Raw genomic sequence first — 20784 nt, forward strand, 5'->3', positions numbered from 1 at the left:
CAAACTCTCCATAAGAGTTCGCCTAACATCATGTGAACATGATTACTGGCTAATGTTAAAAAATTAACAGGTTGTTTACAAGTTGTTTTGTTCAGTTTTCAAAGATCAAAAGCGTTTCAGCTTTTTGCTTGGCCGCTCAAAATAGCGACTTTATTATCATACCATTTCGTTATGGCTTCGTCAACAACTTATTAAATTTTTCTTAATTGTTGATTTTGCTTTTGAAATGTTTGTGTTGTTGTCTGCTTTATTAGCGCAACGTTTACCACTTTATCACTGTACCACTCTTTCGTCAACACTTTTTTGAATTGATGTGAGCGTAATGATGCTGTGTTTTGTCCGCCTCTCAAAGCGACAATTAATAATTTACCATGCAGCAGCTTCTTTACGCAATAGTTTTCTTTAACTTTTTTATATTTCTGTAGAGAGCCGTATACGGAGAATGTAAAAAAGGCTCCTGTTCCCGCCTTGTAAACGGTAAGGAGCCTTCTTTATTAATCCATGTGCTTTAATTGATATTTGCGATGATAAATATCCTTCCCTTTGGTCTCTACCTTTACGACATCGATTACTTCTCTGTCGACAAGATGTTCTAGTAAGGCTCCAAGGTCTAAGGAATAGGGCTTTATGTGAGGATGAATCATAAGCTCGCCATAAGTCCAGGCTTCTTGCTTCTCTTTCATAATTTCTATTAAATGCTGGGAGCAATTTAGTGTACGGGAATTGACAGCGAACTCTGCCGCAAGCAGCATAAGCTGGACTCGTTTATCTAGCGTCTCATTACTGCTGCTTAACTCCTGATGAAGCTTATACACTTCTGGTTCAATATGCTTCACTTGATTCCATACTGTTACTTCTGGATGGAATCCTTTTTCTATAACGGATAGACGAGCTAGGTAATGAAGACAATTGACCATGCGGCTGAAGGCATCCATGTATTGTTCATTCTCATATAAATCCTTGCATTCTCCGTAGCTTCTTATAAGCTTGGCAAATTCTATGGCTTTTTTAAGGTCTCGTTTTTCTTGAGGGAAGTTTCGTAAGTTCTCCTTAAGGTGACTGACATACTCATTTCGGTCAAAAACGATTTTCCCTTCGATTAACCACTCAATAGCTCTTCGGTACGAGCTTGTATCTACCCAGTCTATTAGCTGTCTTTCATCAATTACATGCATAGCAGCATTCTTTCCATGAAAATCATAGTGTTTTACAAACCACGGCTGATCTGCTTCTCGTACGATAATAAGTAATATCACGTCGAAGTTATCGGTTAACGGACTTACCGGCTTCTTTTTTTCGAGCAGCAGTATTCCTAGCGTGTTCTTCTGACTAGCTCGCTCCTGGTAGATCGGACGTAACACGTCTTCCATAGCAATTTCCCCCAACATAAAGATTAAGATAGTGTTTACTTTCGACGCGTTCACATAAATTCCTTTTTTCCATGCTGATTTGTCCCCTATAATATATGCTATACTACCATTGTAAGATGTGATTGGGGGGACTGGATTGGCACTAAAATACTCAAACAAGATTAATAAAATCCGCACATTTGCGTTAAGTTTAATATTTATCGGATTTGCGATCATGTACGTAGGCTTACTCTTTAAGAGCACAATGTGGCTGATGAGCATCTTTATGATTCTAGGCTTGCTTTCAGTGGCTTTGAGTACGGTCATTTACTTCTGGATTGGTATGCTGTCGACAAAGACGATACAAGTCGTCTGTCCAAATTGTGGGAAACCTACGAAAATGCTAGGTCGCGTGGACGCTTGTATGCATTGTAATGAGCCTCTTACCATTGATAAAGATCTAGAAGGAAAAGAATTCGATGAACGCTACAACTCTAAAAAATATCAAAAGTGAGCAAAAATTCAACTGCAAAAAGACCCTGTTTATTGGTAATGATTCCTAAACAGGGCCTTTTTTTGTCCATAACAAGGAGAATCTGCCTTATCAGACCTCTTTCATCAAGGACCTACGGCATAGAAAAACTGAAAGCTTTCTATAGAAAACTTTCAGTCTTAGTGAGCAGATTGCTTCTGTTTACAGTTTTCACAAATTCCGTACACTTCCATACGGTGGTGACTTACATCAAAGCCTGTCACCTGTTCAGCTAATGATTCTACTTCATCCAGTATCGGATAATGGAAATCTACAATCTTACCGCATTCATTACAAATAGCATGATAGTGTTCGCTCGTGTTGTAATCGAACCGGCTTGAGGCATCTCCATACGTTAATTCGCGAACAAGGCCGATATCCTTGAATAAGCGTAGATTATTATACACTGTAGCTACACTCATATTCGGGAATCGATCCTCTAGCGCCTTATATATATCATCTGCTGTCGGATGATTCATTGCATTGATGAGATGTTCAAGCACCGCATGACGTTGGGGTGTAATCCGGACGCCAGAACCTTTTAACGTGTCCAAAGCCTCATTAAGTCTATGATCTGACACCGCCATGCACCTCGCTTTCGAAAAAGGTTATTAATAAACAACATTATTAGATTAAAATTCTTATAAATAGTGTAACCTCTCCCATAAGCGTTTGTCAACGTTGAGACGTTGCCGCTGTTGTATGTTCCCGCTTATATATCAGCACGTAGCGGCAGTTCTTCTCCATTTGTACACTTGTTGATGAACCTTGCTGCCACAAACAGGAAGTCAGACAATCGGTTTAGGTAGCTGAGGACCAGCGGGTTGTTCAATTCATCTTTAATGACCACAGCAGACCTTTCTGCTCTTCTTACAATGGTTCTGGCAGCATGTAACGCAGCCGATGCTGGGTGACCTGATGGCAATATGAAGTTCCGGAGTGGTTCAAGCTGTTCCTCCCAGCGGTCTATTTGCTGCTCCAGCTGTTCAATATGCTCCTGCTTTACCTCCCATTTTACTTCCTTCCCTTTTGGTGTAGCTAATTCAGCTCCAACATGAAATAGAATAGTTTGGATGTTATGCATCGTTTGCTTAAATTGCTCTAACTCCTTATTAGTGTCAGAAGGTAAATGACTAACTGCTATACCAATCATCGAATTCGCTTCATCACAAGTGCCATACGCTTCTACTCGAATATCATGCTTAGGTACACGGTCCCCATAGATTAAAGAGGTGGTCCCTTTATCGCCGCCTTTTGTATAGATTTTCATGTTAATACCCCTTTCCAGGATCTATCCTGTTTACAAAATCTTCTCCACCATTACGATAGACAGGGAGGTTTCGCTCAAACACTTCTAATGCCCTTGGTTGATACTCAGGAGATAGGCCGGACAAGTGTGGGGTGACAGTAACATTCGGCATCCCCCAAAACGGATGCGCTTCTGGCAACGGCTCCTGCTCAAACACATCTAGAATGGCGTGTTCTATAAGCTCATCCTCCATCACATCCAGCATAAGGTCATCCCCCACAGCATCTCCTCTCCCCATATTCAGGAAGATGGCAGAATCCTTCATGTGTTCAAAGTGGCTTCTAGTAAAGAACCCTTTTGTCTCTGGTGTACTTGGTAAAACAGCTACCACGAAGTCCGCTTCAGGGAGGATATAATCTAACTGGTCCTTTTGATATACTTCATCAAAGTGCTCTTTATCCCTACCGCTATTTGAAATCCCAACCGTCTTCATACGAAAGGCTTTAGCAAGTCTAGCTACCTCCTGGCCAATTGCTCCCGCTCCTACCACGACCATTGTTTTACCGTGGATTTCGGTTATAGGCAAAAATTTCTCCCATTTGCGCAGCTTTTCATTTTCTATTAGCGTTTTTTCGTTTCGATTCACCTGCAGCAGCATGGAAATGGCATATTCACTCATTGGGATGCTGTGAATCCCTTTTACATTTGTTACGGTAATGCCTTCTTGTTCTATAGCTTCAAACGGCAGCTTGTCTACCCCTGCTGACAGAACCATAATCCATTGTAACTTCTTCGCTTGTTCGACGTGAGTGGTCTCTACATCTTCTCCGTATGTAAATAGAATCTCTGCTTTCGGAAGATATGGCTTTGCCTCCTCCATACTCTCACAGAATTGGAAGGTGATATCCGGATAAGACGTAACCAGATGCTCTCGCAGATCTCTTCTTATTTTACAGCTTGTTACGATATACATATACGTCCTCCTACAGCATTCTTTTCTACCATCATACCGTTTTTCCATCGCTTCCAAAAGCCTGAGCACTTATATCGGCTATGTTCTAACAAAAAAAGACACGAGACAAATGCCTCGTGTAAACCAATCTATATAAAATTAAGGGGAGGTTTGGTTTGATACCTTACATTACTATACGCAATCCCCGTAAAGTTGTTTGGATGATTACCTAAAATAATTATATTTTTCTGATTTCCATTGCTTCCTTTTCAATAAAGGAATATAATAGAAAATAATTTAAACGGAAGGGAATGACCTTATACACAATGAAGTACTAATCCTATGATAAAGAGGCGAGTTTCATATGTACGTGAACTACGAACAACTCGTTCCAGATAGGATAGGTATGTCTTCTTTTTTAGACCATTGTGTATAGCGCATAAGGTTCCTTTCGTGTACGGCAAATAAAAGGAATTCGTATGTCTATGGACAGCACCTCCCTCTCTGGAACGAACAGGGAGGTTTTTTTATGAGAATCTTGCATGCCCATAATATAGACTACAGTATTGGAGAACGGAATGTATTATCTATTAAGGAATTATCCATTCACTCCGGCAATCGTATTGGCCTGGTCGGAAAAAACGGAATAGGTAAGTCGTTGCTGCTTCACTATTTACTTGGAAAGACTGAGGAAACGCCTGCTGTACAGTGGAATGGAAGTGTCCACTACTTTAGCCAGCTGGATGACATTCAATCCGCTGAATGGAATAAACAGAGTGGCGGAGAGAAAACGTTACGCAAGCTCCAGCACATATTTCAGGAGCCAGCTGACCTCCTGTTATTAGACGAACCGACTAACAACCTTGATTGGCACCAGATTGAGTTACTGGAACAAAAATTGCTGCAGCAAAAAGCAGCATTTGTCATTGTTTCACACGATCGAGCGTTACTCGATACGGTCTGTTCTACGATTTGGGAGCTGGATGAAGGGGATGTTCATGTGTACAACGGAAATTATTCCTACTACCAAGAGGCAAAAGCACTGCAAGTAAGACAGCAGCATGAAGCGTTTGAAGCATATACTAAAGAGAAGAAACGACTAACAGAGCGAATGCGTCAAAAAGAACAGCAAGCAAAAGGTATGAACAAACCGCCCGCTCGGATGGGAAGCTCCGAATGGCAGCTTCATAAAGGAAAGGCTTCTGGTAAAAAACAAAAAGTGGAGCGTGTGACGAAAGTAATTCAGGAGCGCATTGACCGTTTAGATAAAGTAGAAAAGCCATTTGAGTGGGATAAGGTAACAATGGGGGCTCGAAACAGTTCCCCCATCCATCGAAAGCACGTGCTCTTTGCCAAAGAAATATCAAAGACATTAGAGGGAAGTCCCCTGTACCTAATTCCTTCTCTTAAGCTAAAGACTGGCTCAAAAACAGCCCTTCTAGGTAAGAATGGAAGTGGCAAATCTACTTTACTACACCAGCTTTTGAATGAGCGACAAGATAATTGGTCCGCACAGGCAACCATTGGACATTTTGAGCAAACATTGGAGGCATTACCTGCGGAGGAATCCATTCTTCAGTTCACTCAAGCTAATAGCACGCTGCCTCAGCATGAGATACGAATCATTTTAGGGAGGCTTCACTTTAAAGAGGAAGAGGTTCATAAGCCCATTGGTGTATTAAGTGGCGGAGAGAGGGTAAAAGCAGCTCTCGCTAGATTGCTAACCGGAGATTATAACGTATTAGTACTCGATGAGCCGACCAATCACCTCGATGTCGAAGCTATCGCTGCTTTAGAATCCCTTGTTGTTGCTTATCCAGGCACTATTCTTTTTGTATCCCATGATCGTCGATTTGTTTCCAAAACAGCAAATCACCTGTGGATGCTGGAGAAGCAGCAAGTAACAAGCTATGCTGGCTCCCTTTCCTCATACCAGGAGTATATGGATAGAGATAAAGCAGTATCCCCTCTCACGGAGGATAAAATGAGACTGGAGAACAAATTAACGGAACTAATTGGCCGGCTAAGCGCGCCAGAGCCTAAAGAGAATATAGAAGATTTAGAAAAACAATATGCCGAAACTCTTGCTACGTTACGTTCGCTCTCCTAAGTAAAACACCCTTCCTCCAATCAAGGAGGAAGGGTGTTTGTGTATTAGGATAAATTTTCTTTAATATATTCCAAAGCGGCTTCCACATGGCCCTTCACTTTCACCTTGCGCCACTCCTCTACTAACTCGCCCTCTTTATTAATGAGAAAGGTGGACCGCTCAATTCCCATATATTCTTTACCGAAATTCTTTTTTAGTTTCCATACGTCATACGCTTCTGCAGCCGCATGGTCCTCATCTGCCAACAGTAAGAATGGCAGCTCGTGCTTGTCGATGAATTTTTTGTGGCGGTCCACTGGATCTGGACTTACTCCTAGAATAACGGCATCCACATCTGTAAAGCTCTCGTGATGGTCACGGAAATCGCAAGCCTCCGTTGTACAGCCTGGTGTCATATCTTTAGGATAAAAATAAAGTACCACATGCTTTCCACGAAAATCGGACAGCTTTACCGTTTCTCCATTACTAGCCTTTAATTCGAAATCAGGCGCTTGCTTTCCAAGTTCAACACTCATTATGTATCCCTCCTATTTGGTATATAGTAAAGGGTAACTAAAGAAGCGCCAACTTACAACTGTTATTCCTTTCGATAGATAAGTGGTGCGAAATAGGCTGCCGGGAGCACACAGCCAATGAGAGCTTCCATTAAAGCAAAAACACGCCCTATCCCGATGGGGGTTATATCCCCATACCCAACTGTCATTAACGTTACCCCGCTGAAATAAATGGCATGGGCGAGACGGTCCACAACAGACTCCTGCTGAAGCATGGCATCCTCCAAAATAATTCTCCCCTCCGAAGCCAGGGAAAAATAGATAAGCCCAAATCCAATCATGACAATGATATAGACGAGCATTAAGGAGTAAAATCTATCTATGGAAAAATGGGATTCTCGCTCTTTATGAAAATGCAATAATTGAACAACACTCCCAATTAAAACAATTAATACTAGAGGAACGATCCACCACGCTGCCATCAAAAGCCCCCCTTGTCCTTATTACAGTGTACAAAGGAAGGAACTCTTTTATGATAATAGGTTGCTATTCCAAATCTTGCCTAGCTCTCCATACAGAATATAATAGGCTAATATGTTAGAATAACGCTGTACCTTTCACGAAAGAACGACTACATATATTGGAGGATTATCGATGAAGTTTGATACATCTATTGCATTATATAAAGAAGCTGAAGATCATATTGTTGGCGGAGTGAACTCTCCTTCTCGTGCCTATAAAGGGGTAGGCGGAGGTACTCCTGTATTTATGGAACACGCAAAGGGCGCCCATTTCTGGGATGTGGACGGTAATAGATACATAGATTATCTAGGCGCATACGGTCCTATCATAACGGGACACGCTCACCCCCATATTGCAGAGGCTATTTCTGCTGCTGCCTATAATGGAGTACTGTACGGCACCCCAACTAAGCTGGAAAATAAATTTGCAAAAATGCTGAAGGAGGCTATTCCTTCATTAGAAAAGGTTCGCTTTGTCAATTCCGGTACAGAGGCAGTTATGACTACTATCCGTGTTGCCAGAGCATACACAGATCGTACCAAGGTTATTAAATTCTCCGGCTGCTACCATGGGCACTCGGACCTTGTTCTTGTAGCCGCAGGCTCTGGTCCAGCTACACTCGGGACCCCAGACTCAGCTGGTATTCCTACTTCCATTGCTGAAGAAGTCATTACTGTACCGTTTAATGATGTGGAAGCATTCCGACAAGCAATCCGCATCCATGGCGAAGATGTAGCTGCTGTATTAGTAGAGCCCATCGTAGGGAACTTTGGAATTGTAGAACCTAAACCAGGCTTTCTGCAAGCTGTTAACGACATTGCCCATGATGCAGGCTCTCTCGTTATTTACGATGAAGTCATTACAGCATTCCGCTTTACTTACGGCAGTGCCCAGGAAATCGTTGGCGTTCAGCCAGACATGACAGCAATGGGCAAGATTATTGGCGGCGGCCTGCCAATCGGCGCCTATGGTGGCAGAGTGGATATTATGGAACAAGTCGCCCCACTCGGACCAGCCTATCAAGCAGGAACCATGTCAGGTAACCCAGCCTCTATTTCTGCTGGTATTGCGTGCTTAGAAGTTCTACAGCAGGATGGAACCTACGATTATCTCGATAGCCTCGGCGCAATGCTGGAAGATGGAATAAACAAGCATGCTAGCACCTATGGACTACCTGTACAAATCAATCGTCTAAAAGGTGCCCTAACAGTGTACTTCACGGATGGGGAGGTAGAGAACTATGACCAGGCTGATGCAACGGATGGAGAAATGTTCTCTCGTTTCTTCCATCTAATGCTCCAAGAGGGCATCAATCTCGCACCATCTAAGTTTGAGGCATGGTTCCTAACCATCGCCCACACGGAGGAAGATATTACAGCAACACTTCAAGCCGTTGAAAAGGTATTCAGCATTATGGCCAAAGAAGCTTAGTGCTAGTGAAACCGTCCATTGGGAATGGGCGGTTTTTTTTACCCTTTATTCTATAGATATCAAAAGAATATTCCAAAAGTAGTTGTCAAACGTCATTATTCATGCTAATATTATAAATAATCTGAATATTAGCATATTTTTTGTGCTACTTTCATTTCTTACCCCTTTTCATAAGCCTTTCTACTCCTGCGTCATGTAAGGGTAGAAAAGCTATCCTTTCGAGGATCACGTTCGCTGATGCTACTTTTAGCATCAGTATTTTTTTTGGATTTCTGTCGGATATCGTCCATAACTTTTCATGTTTTCTTGGATGAACTTGGAGTATAATACATAATGTTCATATAGGTATTTTGTAAAGGAAGGTTTTTCAATGAAACTAGGGGCAAGGATGTTGAAAACAGGACTAGCCGTCGCCATCGCTATATATGTCGCATCGCTTATCGGTTCTAGTACAATATTTGCTGGTATTGCGGCGCTTTTCTCTATTCAACCATCCATCTATCGATCCTATCAAACCATTATTGAGCAGATCGAAGCAAATATTATTGGAGCCATCAGTGCAGCCATTTTTGTACTGACACTTGGTAACGACCCTTTTATTATGGGCTTTACGATTATTATTGTTATCGGTATTTGTGTAAAATTCGGCATGAAGGAAAACACCGTATTGCTCGCATTAGTTGCGGTAATTGCGATTATGGAAACAACAGATATGGCGTTCCTCGAATTTGTAGGATTACGCTTCACCTCGCTAATGCTTGGAGTACTCGCATCTTTTCTCGTCAATCTCATCTTCCTGCCGCCCAAGTATGAAACGAAGCTATTCGGACTTATTGACCGAACCACTACTGATATTTTGCAATGGCTGCGGATTACAACGAGACACTTGTCAGACAGGCCAGCATTACGAGAAGAAATAAGCAGATTAGATAATCAACTGTTAAACATAGACAGAATATACAGCCTCTACAAAGAGGAACGAACGTATATAAAGAAGAAACGCTTTCAGAAAGCCAGAAAGCTAGTCGTATTTCGGCACCTCATTTCCACTACGCAAAAATCAGCCGAAGTACTGCGAACCTTCTACGAATTAGAAAATGAAATGGATAAAGTCAGCACAGAATTTCGAAACACGCTGGTTAACGAACTGGATAAAGTCATTCATGCACACGAAAAACTAATCCTCTCGGTAATGGGCCGAATCCGTGTGCGCCAAGAAGACTCAGTAGATGATTCCAGCATGCCCAATATTCCTAAGCTTGTAGAATATTTAATCGAAATTTATGAGGAAAAGGACAGCGAAGAGGAAAAGCTCATGTTTTTACCTCTCGCTACCAAGCTTATGGATTATCATCAAAGCCTGCAGCGAATTGAAAAGTTATTATCCAGCTATGAACACTATCACACCTCTGAAAAAATTAAAGTACAGAAGCCAGAGAAACCAACCGTACACTAAATATAAATCGCCCGCTCTTAACAATGAGCGGGCTTTTTTTATGAGAAGTGAGTGAATCAAAGCTGGCCTGACCAGTCGCTTTTCCATCATCTTACCTCAAACCCCTCCCTGCTCCTCCTTCAATAAAAAAGACGCCCCGATGGACGTCTCCTTTCATATCATGTTCCCAAATATTCTTTTTCTCCGTCTAGCTGCTGGACTTGGTAAAGGTTATAGTAGCCGCCTTGTTTTTTCATGAGCTCGGAGTGGCTGCCCGCTTCTTTAATTACGCCATCTTCAATTAAGACGATGCGATTGGCGTGGGTGATGGTGGAAAGGCGGTGTGCCACGATAAAGGTGGTGCGGTTATTTGCCAGCTTTTCTAGTGCTTCTTGGATGAGGTGCTCACTTTCTAAGTCAAGGGCAGATGTAGCCTCGTCTAGAATGAGTAGTGGTGGGTTTTTCAGGAATACGCGGGCGATGGCTACTCGTTGCTTCTGTCCACCGGATAGCTTTACGCCGCGTTCGCCTACAAGAGTATCATACCCGTGCGGCAGCTCCATGATAAAGTCATGGGCGTTAGCTGCTTTGGCCGCTTCTACTACTTCTTCATCTGTCGCGTACGGATTACCCATTTTGATATTCATGCGAACGGATTCGCTGAAGAGGATATTGTCCTGCAGCACCATGCCGATTTTATCTCGGAGGGACTGAGCCTGCACATCGCGAATATCGGTTCCATCAATTCGAATACTGCCTTGTTCCACATCGTAAAATCGTGGTATGAGGCTGACGAGGGTCGATTTACCGCCGCCACTCATCCCAACGAGTGCGATGGTTTCCCCTTTTTTCACCTCAAGAGAGAGGTTTTTCAGGACGAGATTTTCATCCTCATCATATCGAAAGGATATGTTATCAAACGAAATGGCTCCGTCCACTCGCTCCAGCTTTTTGGCATTTTCTTTATCCTTTATATCGTATTCTTCATCCATAAATTCGAATACGCGATCCATGGAAGCGATTGACTGAGTTAAGACGGTGGAGGAGTTTACAAGTCGACGCAGCGGTGCATAAACTCTATCCATATAGCCGATAAACGCAACCATCGTACCTACTTCTACGTTTCCGTTAATAACTTGATACCCCGCGAAGGTAATTACAAGTATTGGTGCCAGATCTGTAATAGTTGAAGTCACACTAAATGTTTTTGCGTTCCAGCTTGTATGCTTCAAAGCTTTATCAAGGAAATTGGCATTCTGATCATTAAATTGATTCTGCTCATAGTCTTCCAGCGCAAAGCTTCGAATGACCGGCATACCTTGTACTCGTTCGTGTAAGTGTCCTTGTACTTCAGCCAGCGCTTGGGATCGGTCCTTTGTTAAATCTCTCAAGCGTTTGTAGAAATATTTAATAGCAAATCCATAGAGCGGAAATAGAGCAATGGATACGATTGTTAAAGAGACATTTAATGTCAGCATAATAATAATTGCTATTACGATTGTGATCATATCAAGCCAAATGTTCATTAAACCTGTGATAACAAAATTCTTTGTTTGCTCGACGTCATGAATGACTCTTGAAATAATTTCGCCTGTCTTGGTCTTGGAATAAAACCGAAGACTTAGTCGTTGAATATGGTCAAAAAGCTTGCCTCGTACGTCATACAAAATAGTATTCCCTGTCCACTGTGCCAGGTACTGCCTTGCGTATTCTACCGGCGGTCGAATGATGAGAAATACGAATAGGGCTCCGCCCATGATCCATAATAGCTCTTCTACCTTCGCATCCTGGCTCATATCCCCATTAATGATATCGTCGATTACATATTTCGATAATAGCGGAATTAATAATGGAATTCCAAATTTCAAAATGCCAATTGCAATCGTTATGACAATTTTCCATTTATATGGCTTGACGAATTGAATATACCTTTTGATGCTTCCCATAGCTGTCACCTCTCTGACTTCTCGAGTTGTGCGTGTAAGTTATACCATACGTGAATGTGTTTTATCCCTTTTACATATTACCCTAAAAGTATAATTCATAAAGGGATACGCTCACACCTCTTATTTGAGAACATGAAAAAGCCTGTTGGATAAGTCAACAGGCTCTTACGTTAAATACGTTAAGTAACGTTCATACCATTGATCAATAAATTCAGGCGAAAAAGGCCCTTTTCTTTGTCGAATCCACCTTAACAAATGATGTACATTGTTCTTTAATATTTGGTCTAACACATGGGGATAATTCATTTCTAGCTGGTGCTGTTCATACTCGTCCTCATCCAGCAATATATATGTCATGTCTGGAAACACCTTTACGTCTAAATCGTAATCAATGTATTTCAATGCTTCATGATCATATACAAAAGGGGAGCTGATATTACAATAGTAATACACCCCATCATTGCGCAGCATACCGATTATGTTAAACCAATATTTAGAATGAAAATAACAAATAGCCGGCTCCCTCGTTATCCAAGTCCGCCCATCGCTTTCTGTTACTAACGTTTTATCATTTGCCCCTATCACAACATTTTGAGTTGCTTTCAAAATAGTTGTACTATCCCAGACTCGATGCAAGTGGCCATTATGTTTATAGCTATGAATTTGAATATGTTGACCTGGCTTCGGGACTGACATAGAAATTCTCCTTTTCTCCTTCACACACAACCATATTACTATAGCTTGTTTGGTTCTTCTTACAATTATAACGATTAACGGCGAGAAATGGAAATAATAAAAATAAGAGGAAGCGTTTAATATAAATTGATGGCTATATTACATTAGAAAAAGCACTCCAGAATAGGAGTGCTTTTCCAGGAAGTCGTATTGTTTTCGGGGGTTACGACTATCCGTTAATTGTTACTGTTGGTTTTTCTTTTGAGCAGATTGTTGGTTCTGCTGTTTCACGTGCTGCACGTCAGTTTTTTGTGGTTGCTGACCTTGTGCAAATTCAGCTCCGTACTGACCTTGACCTTGAGAAGATTGTTGATTCTGCTGCTTCACGTGGTCAACGTTAGTTCCAGAAGCTGTTTGGTTAGCTTGCTTTTGGTTCATTTGTTGTTTTTTAGCCATCATTAATCACCTCCGCAACCATTAGAATGTGCAAAATCCAAAAGCTTATCCGTAAAAATTAATTAGCATACTATTCATAATTAACCATAATTACCCATCTATTTTGTATAGAAAAAGGGAAGATAGCACAAGCTACAAGGAGCGTCGTAAACGCGAATGATTGGCATGTAGAGGAGGCGGTCTCTTTGTATGTTGGTAGAGATATGACAGAACTTACAATGACACAGAAGGACGATTGGAAAACGGATGAATTAGCTTATTTTCAGCATGCTTTAAGTCAAATTCTTCCTTATCTTAATAGTGAAGGTACAACCATTTTGAGAGAAATCAATGAGGAAATTAAACGCAGGGGCGGACTGGAGCATAAAGAAGCAACATGGACATCCGGCACGAAACCAACTTATGATTAAAAGGAGCTGGTCCCTCTGTAAAAGGACCAGCTTTTTACATATGTTTAAGAATTTTTTGATGAGAAACAGGGAATGGGTAATCATCTAGCGCTTCTTTTGTTACAAAATAGGCTGCATCGTTTATACAAGCGTCGCTTGATGTACATGCTTCTTGCACTTCCATATCCCAAATAATATGAGAAAATGTATGCTTAATATGATCAAGGGAAGCGCGCAGTTCGATTTCTATCCCATATTGGGCTTTAATCCATTCCGTTACTTGCTCTCTGTTTACTTCTTGAAGTGGTATCATAGGGAATTCCCATAGATTAGCGAGCAATCCTTTATCAGGGCGTTTTTGTATGAGTACTTCACCATCTTCATTTCGGATAAGCAGGGCCACATAAGGAATCGTCTTCTGCTTCTTGTTGGAAGTTTTTATCGGTAGTTCCTGTTCTTTTCCCTCCTCAAAGGCTCGGCAATGCTCTTGAACAGGACATAATAAGCAGGAAGGACTCTTTGGTGTACATACTAGGGCACCAAGCTCCATCAGCCCTTGATTAAAGGAAGATGGGTCCTCCTTGGAAATAAGTTCTCTAATGACCGCTTCAAATATTTTTCGTGCAGCAGGCTTTCCGATATCTTCTTCTATCATTAATACCCTTGATAGAACTCGCATGACATTTCCATCGACGGCAGGTGAGGGCGTATCATAGGCTATACTAAGGATAGCTCCTCTTGTATATGGTCCAACCCCTTTCAAGGCACCTAATTCCTTTTCATTATCCGGTACAATACCATCATAGTGCTCGACTACTTCTTTTACGGCGGAGTGAAGGTTTCTAGCTCGAGAATAATATCCGAGTCCCTCCCAAGCCTTTAACACCTTTTGTTCCTCAGCATCAGCAAGCGCCTGCGGGGTTGGGAATTGCTCCATGAAATGGTTAAAGTAAGGGATAACGGTATCGACCTTGGTTTGTTGCAACATTATCTCAGAAACCCATACCTTATAAGGATCCTGATCTTTTCGCCAAGGTAGTATTCTTTGCTCTGCTTTAAACCAATGGATTAAGTCTTTTTGGAAGGCAGCAGTATGAAATCCTTCAAGTATATTAGCAGCTTGTTTATTTTTCACAACGTTTCACCCTTCTGTTACAATTAAGTTAGTTAGATTCGACAAACGTCCCTCAAAGGAGGAAACCGAATAAATGGATACAGGTACCCATATCGCTATGGGCATTGCGCTTGGTGGTTTGGCTACATTAGACCCCGTAGTTCAAAATGATCCTACTTTGTTCAATGCAGTTCTAGCAGGAACGATTATCGGTTCGCAAGCTCCAGACTTAGATACGGTCTTAAAATTAAGAAACAACGCAGTATATATACGTAACCACCGTGGAATAACTCATTCCCTTCCGGCTGTGCTGCTATGGGGGATTGCTATTCCAGGTGTCATTTACGCCTTTGCTCCTGGCATTAATTTTTTCCATTTATGGCTTTGGACATTTCTAGCGGTTATTTTACATGTGTTTGTCGATATATTTAATGCGTACGGCACTCAGGCATATCGCCCATTTTCCAAGCGCTGGGTTGCTTATGGATTTATTAATACGTTCGATCCATATATTTTCCTATTACACATTATTGGCATTGTTGCGTGGTATATAGGCGCAGACCCTGGATATACGTTTTTAATTCTCTACTTCGTCATATCACTGTATTATGTTAAGCGATACTTTGACAAGCGGGAAATGGTGAGAAAAATACATGATTATTACAGTCACGTAGAAGAGGTAGTAACGTCCCCAACGATTCGCCACAATGTGTGGCGCTTGGCAATAACGACGAAAGATAAATACTATGTCGGGCGTTCCGTCAATGGACATATTGTTATTGTCGATGAGTTTGCTCGTAAGCCACTACCGGATATGCCTGTAATGAACAGAGCGATACAGGATGATAATATGGACGCTTTTCTATCCTTCTCCCCTGTCTATCGATGGGAAATTGATGAATATGACCATTATACAGAAGTCCGGCTCATTGACTTACGTTATCGCTCCAAGGGTCGCTATCCTTTCGTTGCTGTAGTGACATTGGATGATGACTTAAACATTTTGTCCTCTTATACTGGATGGATCTTCTCAGAGGAAAAGCTGCAAAAAAAGCTGGACCCTTTACCGACCTGAAAGAAATAATCAAAAAAGGAAATCCTGGCTGTTGAGCCAGGATTTTTTTCTGATTGAACTAGTGTAAATAATCTTGTTCCTCTTCAAATAAGTTCTGATATCGCGGGTTATTGGAAATAAACTCGTGGAGCTTTGGTCCATAGCTGTTAATCCATTGGGATACGATTCGTTCTGTCGTATCCTTCCCTTCATATTCTCGTCCTGCCTTCGCACGAGTAGCTTCAAAGTCTTCCCATAAATATTCTACCCAAATTCTCGCCTGCCTCATTGTAAGCTGGCTGTTTTTATCACATAATTGATGAGCTAAACGCTCGAAAATATCTTCCATGTCATTCACCTCTATTACTTCCAACAATCTGTTCCTTATTGTATCACATAGGAAAGTCTCTAGTGCACATACTATGCTTACACCAAATGGTGGTTTTAACAATGCATCCTGTGACAGGAGGGCACATCATGGCAAGAAACAAAACCGTTAACTTTCCAGAAAAGAAGCCTAATGGCGAGCCACAGGCAAAAGCTGAGTACGCATCAAAGCGTGCTAATGGTACCATAAACACCCGTCCTCAAGAAAGAATGCGTCATTCATCAAAACGCAATGATATCTAGGAGGTAGACGTATTATGGATCAGAAAACGGAAAAACGCGTAGACAAGCCCTTTTATAAAAATGCCTATAGCGATGTCTTTCAATCTCCTCGGGCTAACCCGAAGCATGCTGCCCATCAAGTGAATGGGGAAACCCAGCAAACCCAACGAGATATTGTCACTCAAAACCGCGTGAAATCACGCGCTTAACAGGCAGGATACCACACAGTGCTGTGGTATCCTCTTTGCATTTGGATAGTCTTGAGAGACAGTTACCTTTACTCTATGGAAATAAAAACTGTATCTTCCTATTTATCCCTGACAAAAGATCCTGCTGGCTGTGCTCTGCCTCAAATAAATACAGAACGAATTCGAAAGCTAAGACACTATATAACGTTTCTGCAGCTTGATTAGACGGATAGTCACTTGATACTTCTCCTTTTTCCTTTAAAACATTCAGAAAGGAAATAAAGTCATCCACGAAGAAGAAATCCAATTCTACAAACTGCTGAAGATAAGAAGGCTTTTCTTGCGCAAGGTTAAACATAATACTAAACATTTCAAGCAGTACTCCTTTTGGAAACTGCTCTAATCCTTCCAAGCGCTTTTCTACATAGAAGTACACCTTCTCCGCTACCGTATGAGTCGCATAATGACTAGTAATGGTATTCACCACATCAGAATCATCAAAATTAAAGGAGGCTGCCAGCACATCTACTAGCATATCTTCTTTAGAAGGATACGTCTCTGCTATGAACGTTGTAGCTACATCCGCTTTGTTAGCAATATGTTCTATCGTTGTATTCTCCACTCCTTGGGTCATAAATAATTCTGCTGCAGCGCTGAATACTGTTTGCTTTCGCTGTTCTTCATCCAATACGTTCCACTCCTCGCCTCTTCCATACTTATGTATCGACGTCGCACATACACATCTAATACTTATCATATATAGAAACGTTCTTATCGTCAAAAAAAGGCAGCACCTACAAGAGGTACTGCCCTTCACACGTATTACTCACCTAGCTCTTGGTTTTTCACAACGTCAATGATTGCTTTAAGAGCTTCATCTTCATCGCTTCCCTCTGCTGCGAATGTAACGTCAGCTCCTGAAGGAATTCCAAGGGACATGATGCCCATGATGGATTTTAGGTTAACGGATTTACCGTTATACTCTAAAGTTATATCAGATTTGTATTTGCCTGCTTCTTGAACAAGTACGGTAGCTGGACGAGCGTGTACACCGTCGTTTGCTGTGATTTTAACTGATTGTTGTGCCATGTAAATCTCTCCTATCCACTATTTAATGGTTATTATATCGGACTGACCACGGGATACAGTACCGCTTGATTGAACGTGCACTTCTTGTCCCTCCACCAGATTCGTAAATACGATTGGAGTTACAATAGAAGGTACCTTCTCTTTAACGGAGTCTATATCGACCTTCATCAGTGTTTGACCTTGCTTCACTTCATCGCCTTCTGCAACAAACGCTTCAAACCCTTCACCCTTCAGGCTTACGGTATCAATTCCAAAGTGAATTAGAATCTCCGTGCCGTCTTCGGCAACTAGACCAAGCGCGTGCTTTGTAGGAAATACATTTAGTACTTTTCCGTTTACAGGAGATACAATTTCTCCATCGGACGGTTGGATTGCAAAGCCATCCCCCATCATTTTACCAGAGAATACTTCATCTGGCACGTCTGAAATAGATAATATTTCACCTTCCAGCGGGCTTACAAATTCTAGTTCATCCGCTGCTGTTTTCGCAGGGGCCTCAGAATCTGATTCTTGGGGTGCGTCTGGTTTGCGGGGTACCTTGCCATCAATAATATCTTGAATCTGACCACGAATAGAATCAGAGGAAGGACCATAAATAGCTTGAATGTTGTTTCCAACCTCCATTACGCCAGAAGCGCCTTGTTTCTTCAATCTTTCTTTATCCACTTTTCCTTTGTCGTCAACAGAAACTCTTAGACGAGTAATACACGCATCTAGATACGTAATATTTTCTTGACCGCCTAGTGCTTCTAGAATTTCGTAAGGGCGATCGCCTACTTCTGCATCATCCTCAGGATCCGTTACATCATCTTCACGACCTGGGGTAGCCAGGTTGAATTTCTGAATGGCGAAACGGAAGCCAAAGTAGTAAATAACAGAAAAACAGAGTCCTACAATAATGACCAGCCACCAAGGGGTACGATTTTGCAATACACCGAAGAGCAAGAAGTCAATTAGACCACCAGAGAATGTCATCCCGATCTTAACATCTAGGATGTGCATTACCATGAAGGATAATCCTGCAAAAATCGTGTGTACGGCAAATAATAATGGTGCTACGAATAAGAATGAGAATTCTAAAGGCTCTGTAATCCCTGTTAGGAAGGATGTTAATGCTGCAGAACCCATAATACCAGCAACTACCTTCTTACGTTCTGGACGAGCTGTGTGATAAATAGCTAGTGCTGCTGCCGGAAGACCGAACATCATGAATGGAAATTTACCTGTCATAAAGGTACCTGCAGTAAATTCAACTCCATCCTTCAGCTGAGCGAAGAATATTTGCTGATCTCCACGAACAATGTTTCCAGCTTCTGTTGTATAAGAGCCAAATTCAAACCAGAATGGAGAATAGAAAATGTGGTGTAATCCAAACGGAATCAATGCTCGTTCAATAACACCAAAGATAAATGCCGCTAATGTTCTATTCTGCTCTAGCATGAAATGAGAAAAGCCATTTAAAACGTTCTGTACAGGAGGCCATGCAACGATCATCAAGACCCCAAGAATAAGAGCACTAAATGCGGTAACGATTGGAACGAACCGTTTACCTGCAAAGAACCCAAGGTACTGCGGTAATTCTATGTTAAAGAATCGTTTATATAGTATGGATGCGAGTATCCCGACGATAATACCTCCAAACACCCCGGTTTGTAAGGTCGGCACACCGAGGACCTCTGCATACGCCGGACTTTCTGCAGCCATTTCAGGAGTTACGGATTTCAATACTCCCATCGTTACATTCATTATGAAATATCCAATGATGGCGGCAAGACCAGCAACGCCATCCCCGTTTGATAAACCGATGGCAACACCTACAGCGAACAATAACGCCAGGTTAGCAAATACGATGTCACCAGAACTCGCCATCACTTCTGCTATCGTCTGAATCCATTCTGCTTTAAATGCAGGCACTCTTTCTAAGAAGGACTCTTCTTGGAAGGTCGTACCAAAAGCAAGCAGGATACCAGCTGCAGGAAGTAATGCTACGGGAAGCATTAAGGCTTTACCTACTTTTTGCAATGTACCAAAAGCTTGTTTAAACATAATATGTTCCTCCCTTTCATTATTCGAAGTTATTGGTGCAACCGTCTCCAAAAACCGCTTTCATTTTGACCAAAAAAAAGACATGAGCGAAAAAAGAATAACAAGGTACTTGTGGAAATAGATAGACTAATTCCAAGTACTTGCTTATCTTTCTTCACTCATGCCTGATCTAGTCAGTAACACGTAAAGAAATAAGTGCTAATTATTTAAATTTAAGATAGTAGACGTTGTAAATGAATAGTTAGATATACGGCTTCTGCGTCATCTACTGGTTTTTGAAGTGTGCGTTGCATCACTTTAATCAACTTCCAAGCTAAATTATAGCATACCGGATATTCCAATTTCAATAGGTTGTCTAATTTATTTCTTTCCCCAAGTGCTTCTCCTTTATGGGCTCTTTCTATCGCTCTCCTCAAGTGCTGGACGAGCCGGTGATAATCCACACTTTGCTTATCTAAATCAATAGATAGCTGACTTTCGACTAATGAGGTTAAATGCTGGATTAATTGTGAATCCTTATTGATTTCTGCTACCTTCTTGTCTGTAATGGCGCTATGAATATGAATTGCAATAAATCCAACCTCTCCGTCTGGCATAGCAAATCCTAAAGTTTCGTGAATCATTGAAACAACTTCTTTAGCTACTTCATACTCTTTCGGATAAAGAGACTGAATCTCTATTAGAAATGGATTCTTGAAATCAAGTCCATCATTTAGTCGTTTAATAGCAAACGCGATGTGGTCTGTTAGGGCTATATGAATATGTTCATTAAGCTTATTGTTCATCCGTTCCTCTATATGATCCATCACATCATTCATGAAGCCTACAAACTCTTCATTTATTTGGGGAAGCAGCTGCTTATATTTTTCTTGGGCGGATGCATCCTCTAACCGATACAATTTCTCTACGGAATCCAAATCCACCTCATATCCCTTCTTCTTACCAAATCCGATTCCCTTACCAATCAGAATAACCTCTTCTTGATTTTCTTGAACCGCTACTAACACGTTGTTATTTAAAACGCGTTCGACGATAATGTGATTGCCCATCTCCTCACTCCATTATCCAGAATATTCCCTTTACTTATTTCTTAGTGTATCTTTATTGTAATAAAACGCTTGCAAATTATAAAATATATTTATGT

At 41.4% G+C, this 20784-nt stretch carries 23 protein-coding genes; 8 read left to right on the top strand and 15 right to left on the bottom strand.

All coding sequences use genetic code 11. The annotated features are described in order from the left end of the window. Positions 1 to 494: 494 nt before the first annotated feature. Positions 495 to 1370 (bottom strand): nucleotidyltransferase-like protein, encoded by an 876-nt coding sequence (locus ACFFGV_RS00005; RefSeq protein ID WP_377344445.1) that lies wholly within the window; start codon positions 1368 to 1370, stop codon positions 495 to 497. 136 nt (positions 1371 to 1506) lie between these two features. On the opposite strand from ACFFGV_RS00005, the gene ACFFGV_RS00010 reads away from it, so the two are divergent. Further along, positions 1507 to 1863 carry a YgzB family protein gene (locus tag ACFFGV_RS00010; RefSeq protein ID WP_377344446.1) on the top strand — a complete coding sequence of 119 codons (357 nt, stop codon included), beginning with the start codon at positions 1507 to 1509 and terminating at the stop codon, positions 1861 to 1863. A 158-nt stretch (positions 1864 to 2021) separates the two neighbouring features. Here ACFFGV_RS00010 and perR read toward each other — a convergent pair whose 3' ends face one another. From perR to ACFFGV_RS00025, 3 genes are all read right to left on the bottom strand, one after another. Then, a complete protein-coding gene (perR, locus tag ACFFGV_RS00015; RefSeq protein WP_377344447.1) occupies positions 2022 to 2468 on the bottom strand; it encodes a peroxide-responsive transcriptional repressor PerR in 447 nt (148 codons plus the stop codon). Positions 2469 to 2593: 125 nt separating this feature from the next. After that, positions 2594 to 3151: a cob(I)yrinic acid a,c-diamide adenosyltransferase gene (locus ACFFGV_RS00020; RefSeq protein WP_377344448.1), complete on the bottom strand. Its 558-nt coding sequence runs from the start codon at positions 3149 to 3151 to the stop codon at positions 2594 to 2596. Between the two features lies 1 nt (position 3152). Then, a complete protein-coding gene (locus tag ACFFGV_RS00025) occupies positions 3153 to 4103 on the bottom strand; it encodes a D-2-hydroxyacid dehydrogenase (RefSeq protein WP_377344449.1) in 951 nt (316 codons plus the stop codon). Positions 4104 to 4611: 508 nt separating this feature from the next. Between ACFFGV_RS00025 and abc-f the strand changes: the two genes are divergently transcribed. Then, complete coding sequence (gene abc-f, locus ACFFGV_RS00030; protein WP_377344450.1) at positions 4612 to 6192, top strand: ribosomal protection-like ABC-F family protein; 1581 nt, start codon at positions 4612 to 4614, stop codon at positions 6190 to 6192. 44 nt (positions 6193 to 6236) lie between these two features. Here the strand turns inward: abc-f and bcp are convergent, their stop codons facing one another. Continuing rightward, positions 6237 to 6707: a thioredoxin-dependent thiol peroxidase gene (gene bcp, locus ACFFGV_RS00035; protein WP_377344451.1), complete on the bottom strand. Its 471-nt coding sequence runs from the start codon at positions 6705 to 6707 to the stop codon at positions 6237 to 6239. A gap of 62 nt (positions 6708 to 6769) precedes the next feature. Continuing rightward, entirely contained in the window at positions 6770 to 7168 is a 399-nt protein-coding gene (locus ACFFGV_RS00040; protein ID WP_377344452.1) for a potassium channel family protein, read from the bottom strand. 172 nt (positions 7169 to 7340) lie between these two features. Between ACFFGV_RS00040 and ACFFGV_RS00045 the strand changes: the two genes are divergently transcribed. Then, positions 7341 to 8639, top strand: coding sequence for a glutamate-1-semialdehyde 2,1-aminomutase (locus ACFFGV_RS00045; protein WP_377344454.1), 1299 nt, complete (start codon positions 7341 to 7343; stop codon positions 8637 to 8639). Between the two features lie 370 nt (positions 8640 to 9009). Further along, positions 9010 to 10095 carry an FUSC family protein gene (locus ACFFGV_RS00050; RefSeq protein ID WP_377344456.1) on the top strand — a complete coding sequence of 362 codons (1086 nt, stop codon included), beginning with the start codon at positions 9010 to 9012 and terminating at the stop codon, positions 10093 to 10095. Positions 10096 to 10253: 158 nt separating this feature from the next. On the opposite strand, the gene ACFFGV_RS00055 is transcribed toward ACFFGV_RS00050, so the two are convergent. The 3 genes from ACFFGV_RS00055 to ACFFGV_RS00065 all read right to left on the bottom strand — a co-directional run bounded on the left by ACFFGV_RS00055 (position 10254) and on the right by ACFFGV_RS00065 (position 13151). Further along, the gene (locus ACFFGV_RS00055) at positions 10254 to 12020 is read right to left on the bottom strand and encodes an ABC transporter ATP-binding protein (protein ID WP_377344458.1); all 1767 of its coding nucleotides are present in this window, start codon (positions 12018 to 12020) and stop codon (positions 10254 to 10256) included. 165 nt (positions 12021 to 12185) lie between these two features. Beyond that, positions 12186 to 12716, bottom strand: a complete 531-nt coding sequence (ntdP, locus tag ACFFGV_RS00060; protein ID WP_377344460.1) for a nucleoside tri-diphosphate phosphatase — start codon at positions 12714 to 12716, stop codon at positions 12186 to 12188. Positions 12717 to 12938: 222 nt separating this feature from the next. Next, entirely contained in the window at positions 12939 to 13151 is a 213-nt protein-coding gene (locus tag ACFFGV_RS00065) for a gamma-type small acid-soluble spore protein (RefSeq protein ID WP_377344461.1), read from the bottom strand. A 185-nt stretch (positions 13152 to 13336) separates the two neighbouring features. Here ACFFGV_RS00065 and yfhS point away from each other — a divergent pair, with 185 nt between their 5' ends. Continuing rightward, positions 13337 to 13561, top strand: a complete 225-nt coding sequence (yfhS, locus tag ACFFGV_RS00070) for a mother cell protein YfhS (RefSeq protein ID WP_377344462.1) — start codon at positions 13337 to 13339, stop codon at positions 13559 to 13561. Between the two features lie 34 nt (positions 13562 to 13595). Here the strand turns inward: yfhS and mutY are convergent, their stop codons facing one another. Further along, positions 13596 to 14675 carry an A/G-specific adenine glycosylase gene (mutY, locus tag ACFFGV_RS00075; RefSeq protein WP_377344463.1) on the bottom strand — a complete coding sequence of 360 codons (1080 nt, stop codon included), beginning with the start codon at positions 14673 to 14675 and terminating at the stop codon, positions 13596 to 13598. A 73-nt stretch (positions 14676 to 14748) separates the two neighbouring features. Here mutY and ACFFGV_RS00080 point away from each other — a divergent pair, with 73 nt between their 5' ends. Continuing rightward, positions 14749 to 15729: a metal-dependent hydrolase gene (locus tag ACFFGV_RS00080; protein ID WP_377344464.1), complete on the top strand. Its 981-nt coding sequence runs from the start codon at positions 14749 to 14751 to the stop codon at positions 15727 to 15729. 58 nt (positions 15730 to 15787) lie between these two features. Here ACFFGV_RS00080 and ACFFGV_RS00085 read toward each other — a convergent pair whose 3' ends face one another. Then, positions 15788 to 16057, bottom strand: a complete 270-nt coding sequence (locus tag ACFFGV_RS00085) for a YfhJ family protein (protein ID WP_377344465.1) — start codon at positions 16055 to 16057, stop codon at positions 15788 to 15790. A gap of 128 nt (positions 16058 to 16185) precedes the next feature. Here ACFFGV_RS00085 and sspK point away from each other — a divergent pair, with 128 nt between their 5' ends. Beyond that, positions 16186 to 16338 (top strand): small, acid-soluble spore protein K, encoded by a 153-nt coding sequence (sspK, locus tag ACFFGV_RS00090; protein ID WP_377344466.1) that lies wholly within the window; start codon positions 16186 to 16188, stop codon positions 16336 to 16338. Positions 16339 to 16352: 14 nt separating this feature from the next. Further along, positions 16353 to 16526, top strand: a complete 174-nt coding sequence (locus ACFFGV_RS00095) for a YpzG family protein (RefSeq protein WP_377344467.1) — start codon at positions 16353 to 16355, stop codon at positions 16524 to 16526. A gap of 73 nt (positions 16527 to 16599) precedes the next feature. Here ACFFGV_RS00095 and ACFFGV_RS00100 read toward each other — a convergent pair whose 3' ends face one another. The 4 genes from ACFFGV_RS00100 to glcT all read right to left on the bottom strand — a co-directional run bounded on the left by ACFFGV_RS00100 (position 16600) and on the right by glcT (position 20689). Continuing rightward, a complete protein-coding gene (locus tag ACFFGV_RS00100; protein WP_377344468.1) occupies positions 16600 to 17193 on the bottom strand; it encodes a TetR/AcrR family transcriptional regulator in 594 nt (197 codons plus the stop codon). Positions 17194 to 17327: 134 nt separating this feature from the next. After that, positions 17328 to 17594, bottom strand: a complete 267-nt coding sequence (locus ACFFGV_RS00105; RefSeq protein WP_377344469.1) for a phosphocarrier protein HPr — start codon at positions 17592 to 17594, stop codon at positions 17328 to 17330. Between the two features lie 18 nt (positions 17595 to 17612). Continuing rightward, positions 17613 to 19640, bottom strand: a complete 2028-nt coding sequence (ptsG, locus tag ACFFGV_RS00110) for a glucose-specific PTS transporter subunit IIBC (protein WP_377344470.1) — start codon at positions 19638 to 19640, stop codon at positions 17613 to 17615. A 212-nt stretch (positions 19641 to 19852) separates the two neighbouring features. After that, the gene (gene glcT, locus ACFFGV_RS00115; protein ID WP_377344471.1) at positions 19853 to 20689 is read right to left on the bottom strand and encodes a glucose PTS transporter transcription antiterminator GlcT; all 837 of its coding nucleotides are present in this window, start codon (positions 20687 to 20689) and stop codon (positions 19853 to 19855) included. Between the last annotated feature and the right edge of the window lie 95 nt (positions 20690 to 20784).

It is taken from the genome of Pontibacillus salicampi (assembly GCF_042434395.1).
GTDB lineage: Bacteria > Bacillota > Bacilli > Bacillales > BH030062 > Pontibacillus > Pontibacillus salicampi.

Bases quoted from the DNA above. Each gene is read 5' to 3' on its own strand.
- ACFFGV_RS00095 (WP_377344467.1), top strand. From the start codon at position 16,353: ATGGATCAGAAAACGGAAAAACGCGTAGACAAGCCCTTTTATAAAAAT.
- ACFFGV_RS00055 (WP_377344458.1), bottom strand. From the start codon at position 12,020: ATGGGAAGCATCAAAAGGTATATTCAATTCGTCAAGCCATATAAATGG.
- ntdP (WP_377344460.1), bottom strand. From the start codon at position 12,716: ATGTCAGTCCCGAAGCCAGGTCAACATATTCAAATTCATAGCTATAAA.
- bcp (WP_377344451.1), bottom strand. From the start codon at position 6,707: ATGAGTGTTGAACTTGGAAAGCAAGCGCCTGATTTCGAATTAAAGGCT.
- glcT (WP_377344471.1), bottom strand. From the start codon at position 20,689: ATGGGCAATCACATTATCGTCGAACGCGTTTTAAATAACAACGTGTTA.
- ACFFGV_RS00080 (WP_377344464.1), top strand. From the start codon at position 14,749: ATGGATACAGGTACCCATATCGCTATGGGCATTGCGCTTGGTGGTTTG.
- perR (WP_377344447.1), bottom strand. From the start codon at position 2,468: ATGGCGGTGTCAGATCATAGACTTAATGAGGCTTTGGACACGTTAAAA.
- ACFFGV_RS00040 (WP_377344452.1), bottom strand. From the start codon at position 7,168: ATGGCAGCGTGGTGGATCGTTCCTCTAGTATTAATTGTTTTAATTGGG.
- ACFFGV_RS00085 (WP_377344465.1), bottom strand. From the start codon at position 16,057: ATGGAAGATATTTTCGAGCGTTTAGCTCATCAATTATGTGATAAAAAC.
- sspK (WP_377344466.1), top strand. From the start codon at position 16,186: ATGGCAAGAAACAAAACCGTTAACTTTCCAGAAAAGAAGCCTAATGGC.
- ACFFGV_RS00105 (WP_377344469.1), bottom strand. From the start codon at position 17,594: ATGGCACAACAATCAGTTAAAATCACAGCAAACGACGGTGTACACGCT.
- ACFFGV_RS00045 (WP_377344454.1), top strand. From the start codon at position 7,341: ATGAAGTTTGATACATCTATTGCATTATATAAAGAAGCTGAAGATCAT.
- ACFFGV_RS00005 (WP_377344445.1), bottom strand. From the start codon at position 1,370: ATGGAAGACGTGTTACGTCCGATCTACCAGGAGCGAGCTAGTCAGAAG.
- ACFFGV_RS00050 (WP_377344456.1), top strand. From the start codon at position 9,010: ATGAAACTAGGGGCAAGGATGTTGAAAACAGGACTAGCCGTCGCCATC.
- abc-f (WP_377344450.1), top strand. From the start codon at position 4,612: ATGAGAATCTTGCATGCCCATAATATAGACTACAGTATTGGAGAACGG.
- ACFFGV_RS00065 (WP_377344461.1), bottom strand. From the start codon at position 13,151: ATGGCTAAAAAACAACAAATGAACCAAAAGCAAGCTAACCAAACAGCT.
- ptsG (WP_377344470.1), bottom strand. From the start codon at position 19,640: ATGTTTAAACAAGCTTTTGGTACATTGCAAAAAGTAGGTAAAGCCTTA.
- ACFFGV_RS00020 (WP_377344448.1), bottom strand. From the start codon at position 3,151: ATGAAAATCTATACAAAAGGCGGCGATAAAGGGACCACCTCTTTAATC.
- ACFFGV_RS00025 (WP_377344449.1), bottom strand. From the start codon at position 4,103: ATGTATATCGTAACAAGCTGTAAAATAAGAAGAGATCTGCGAGAGCAT.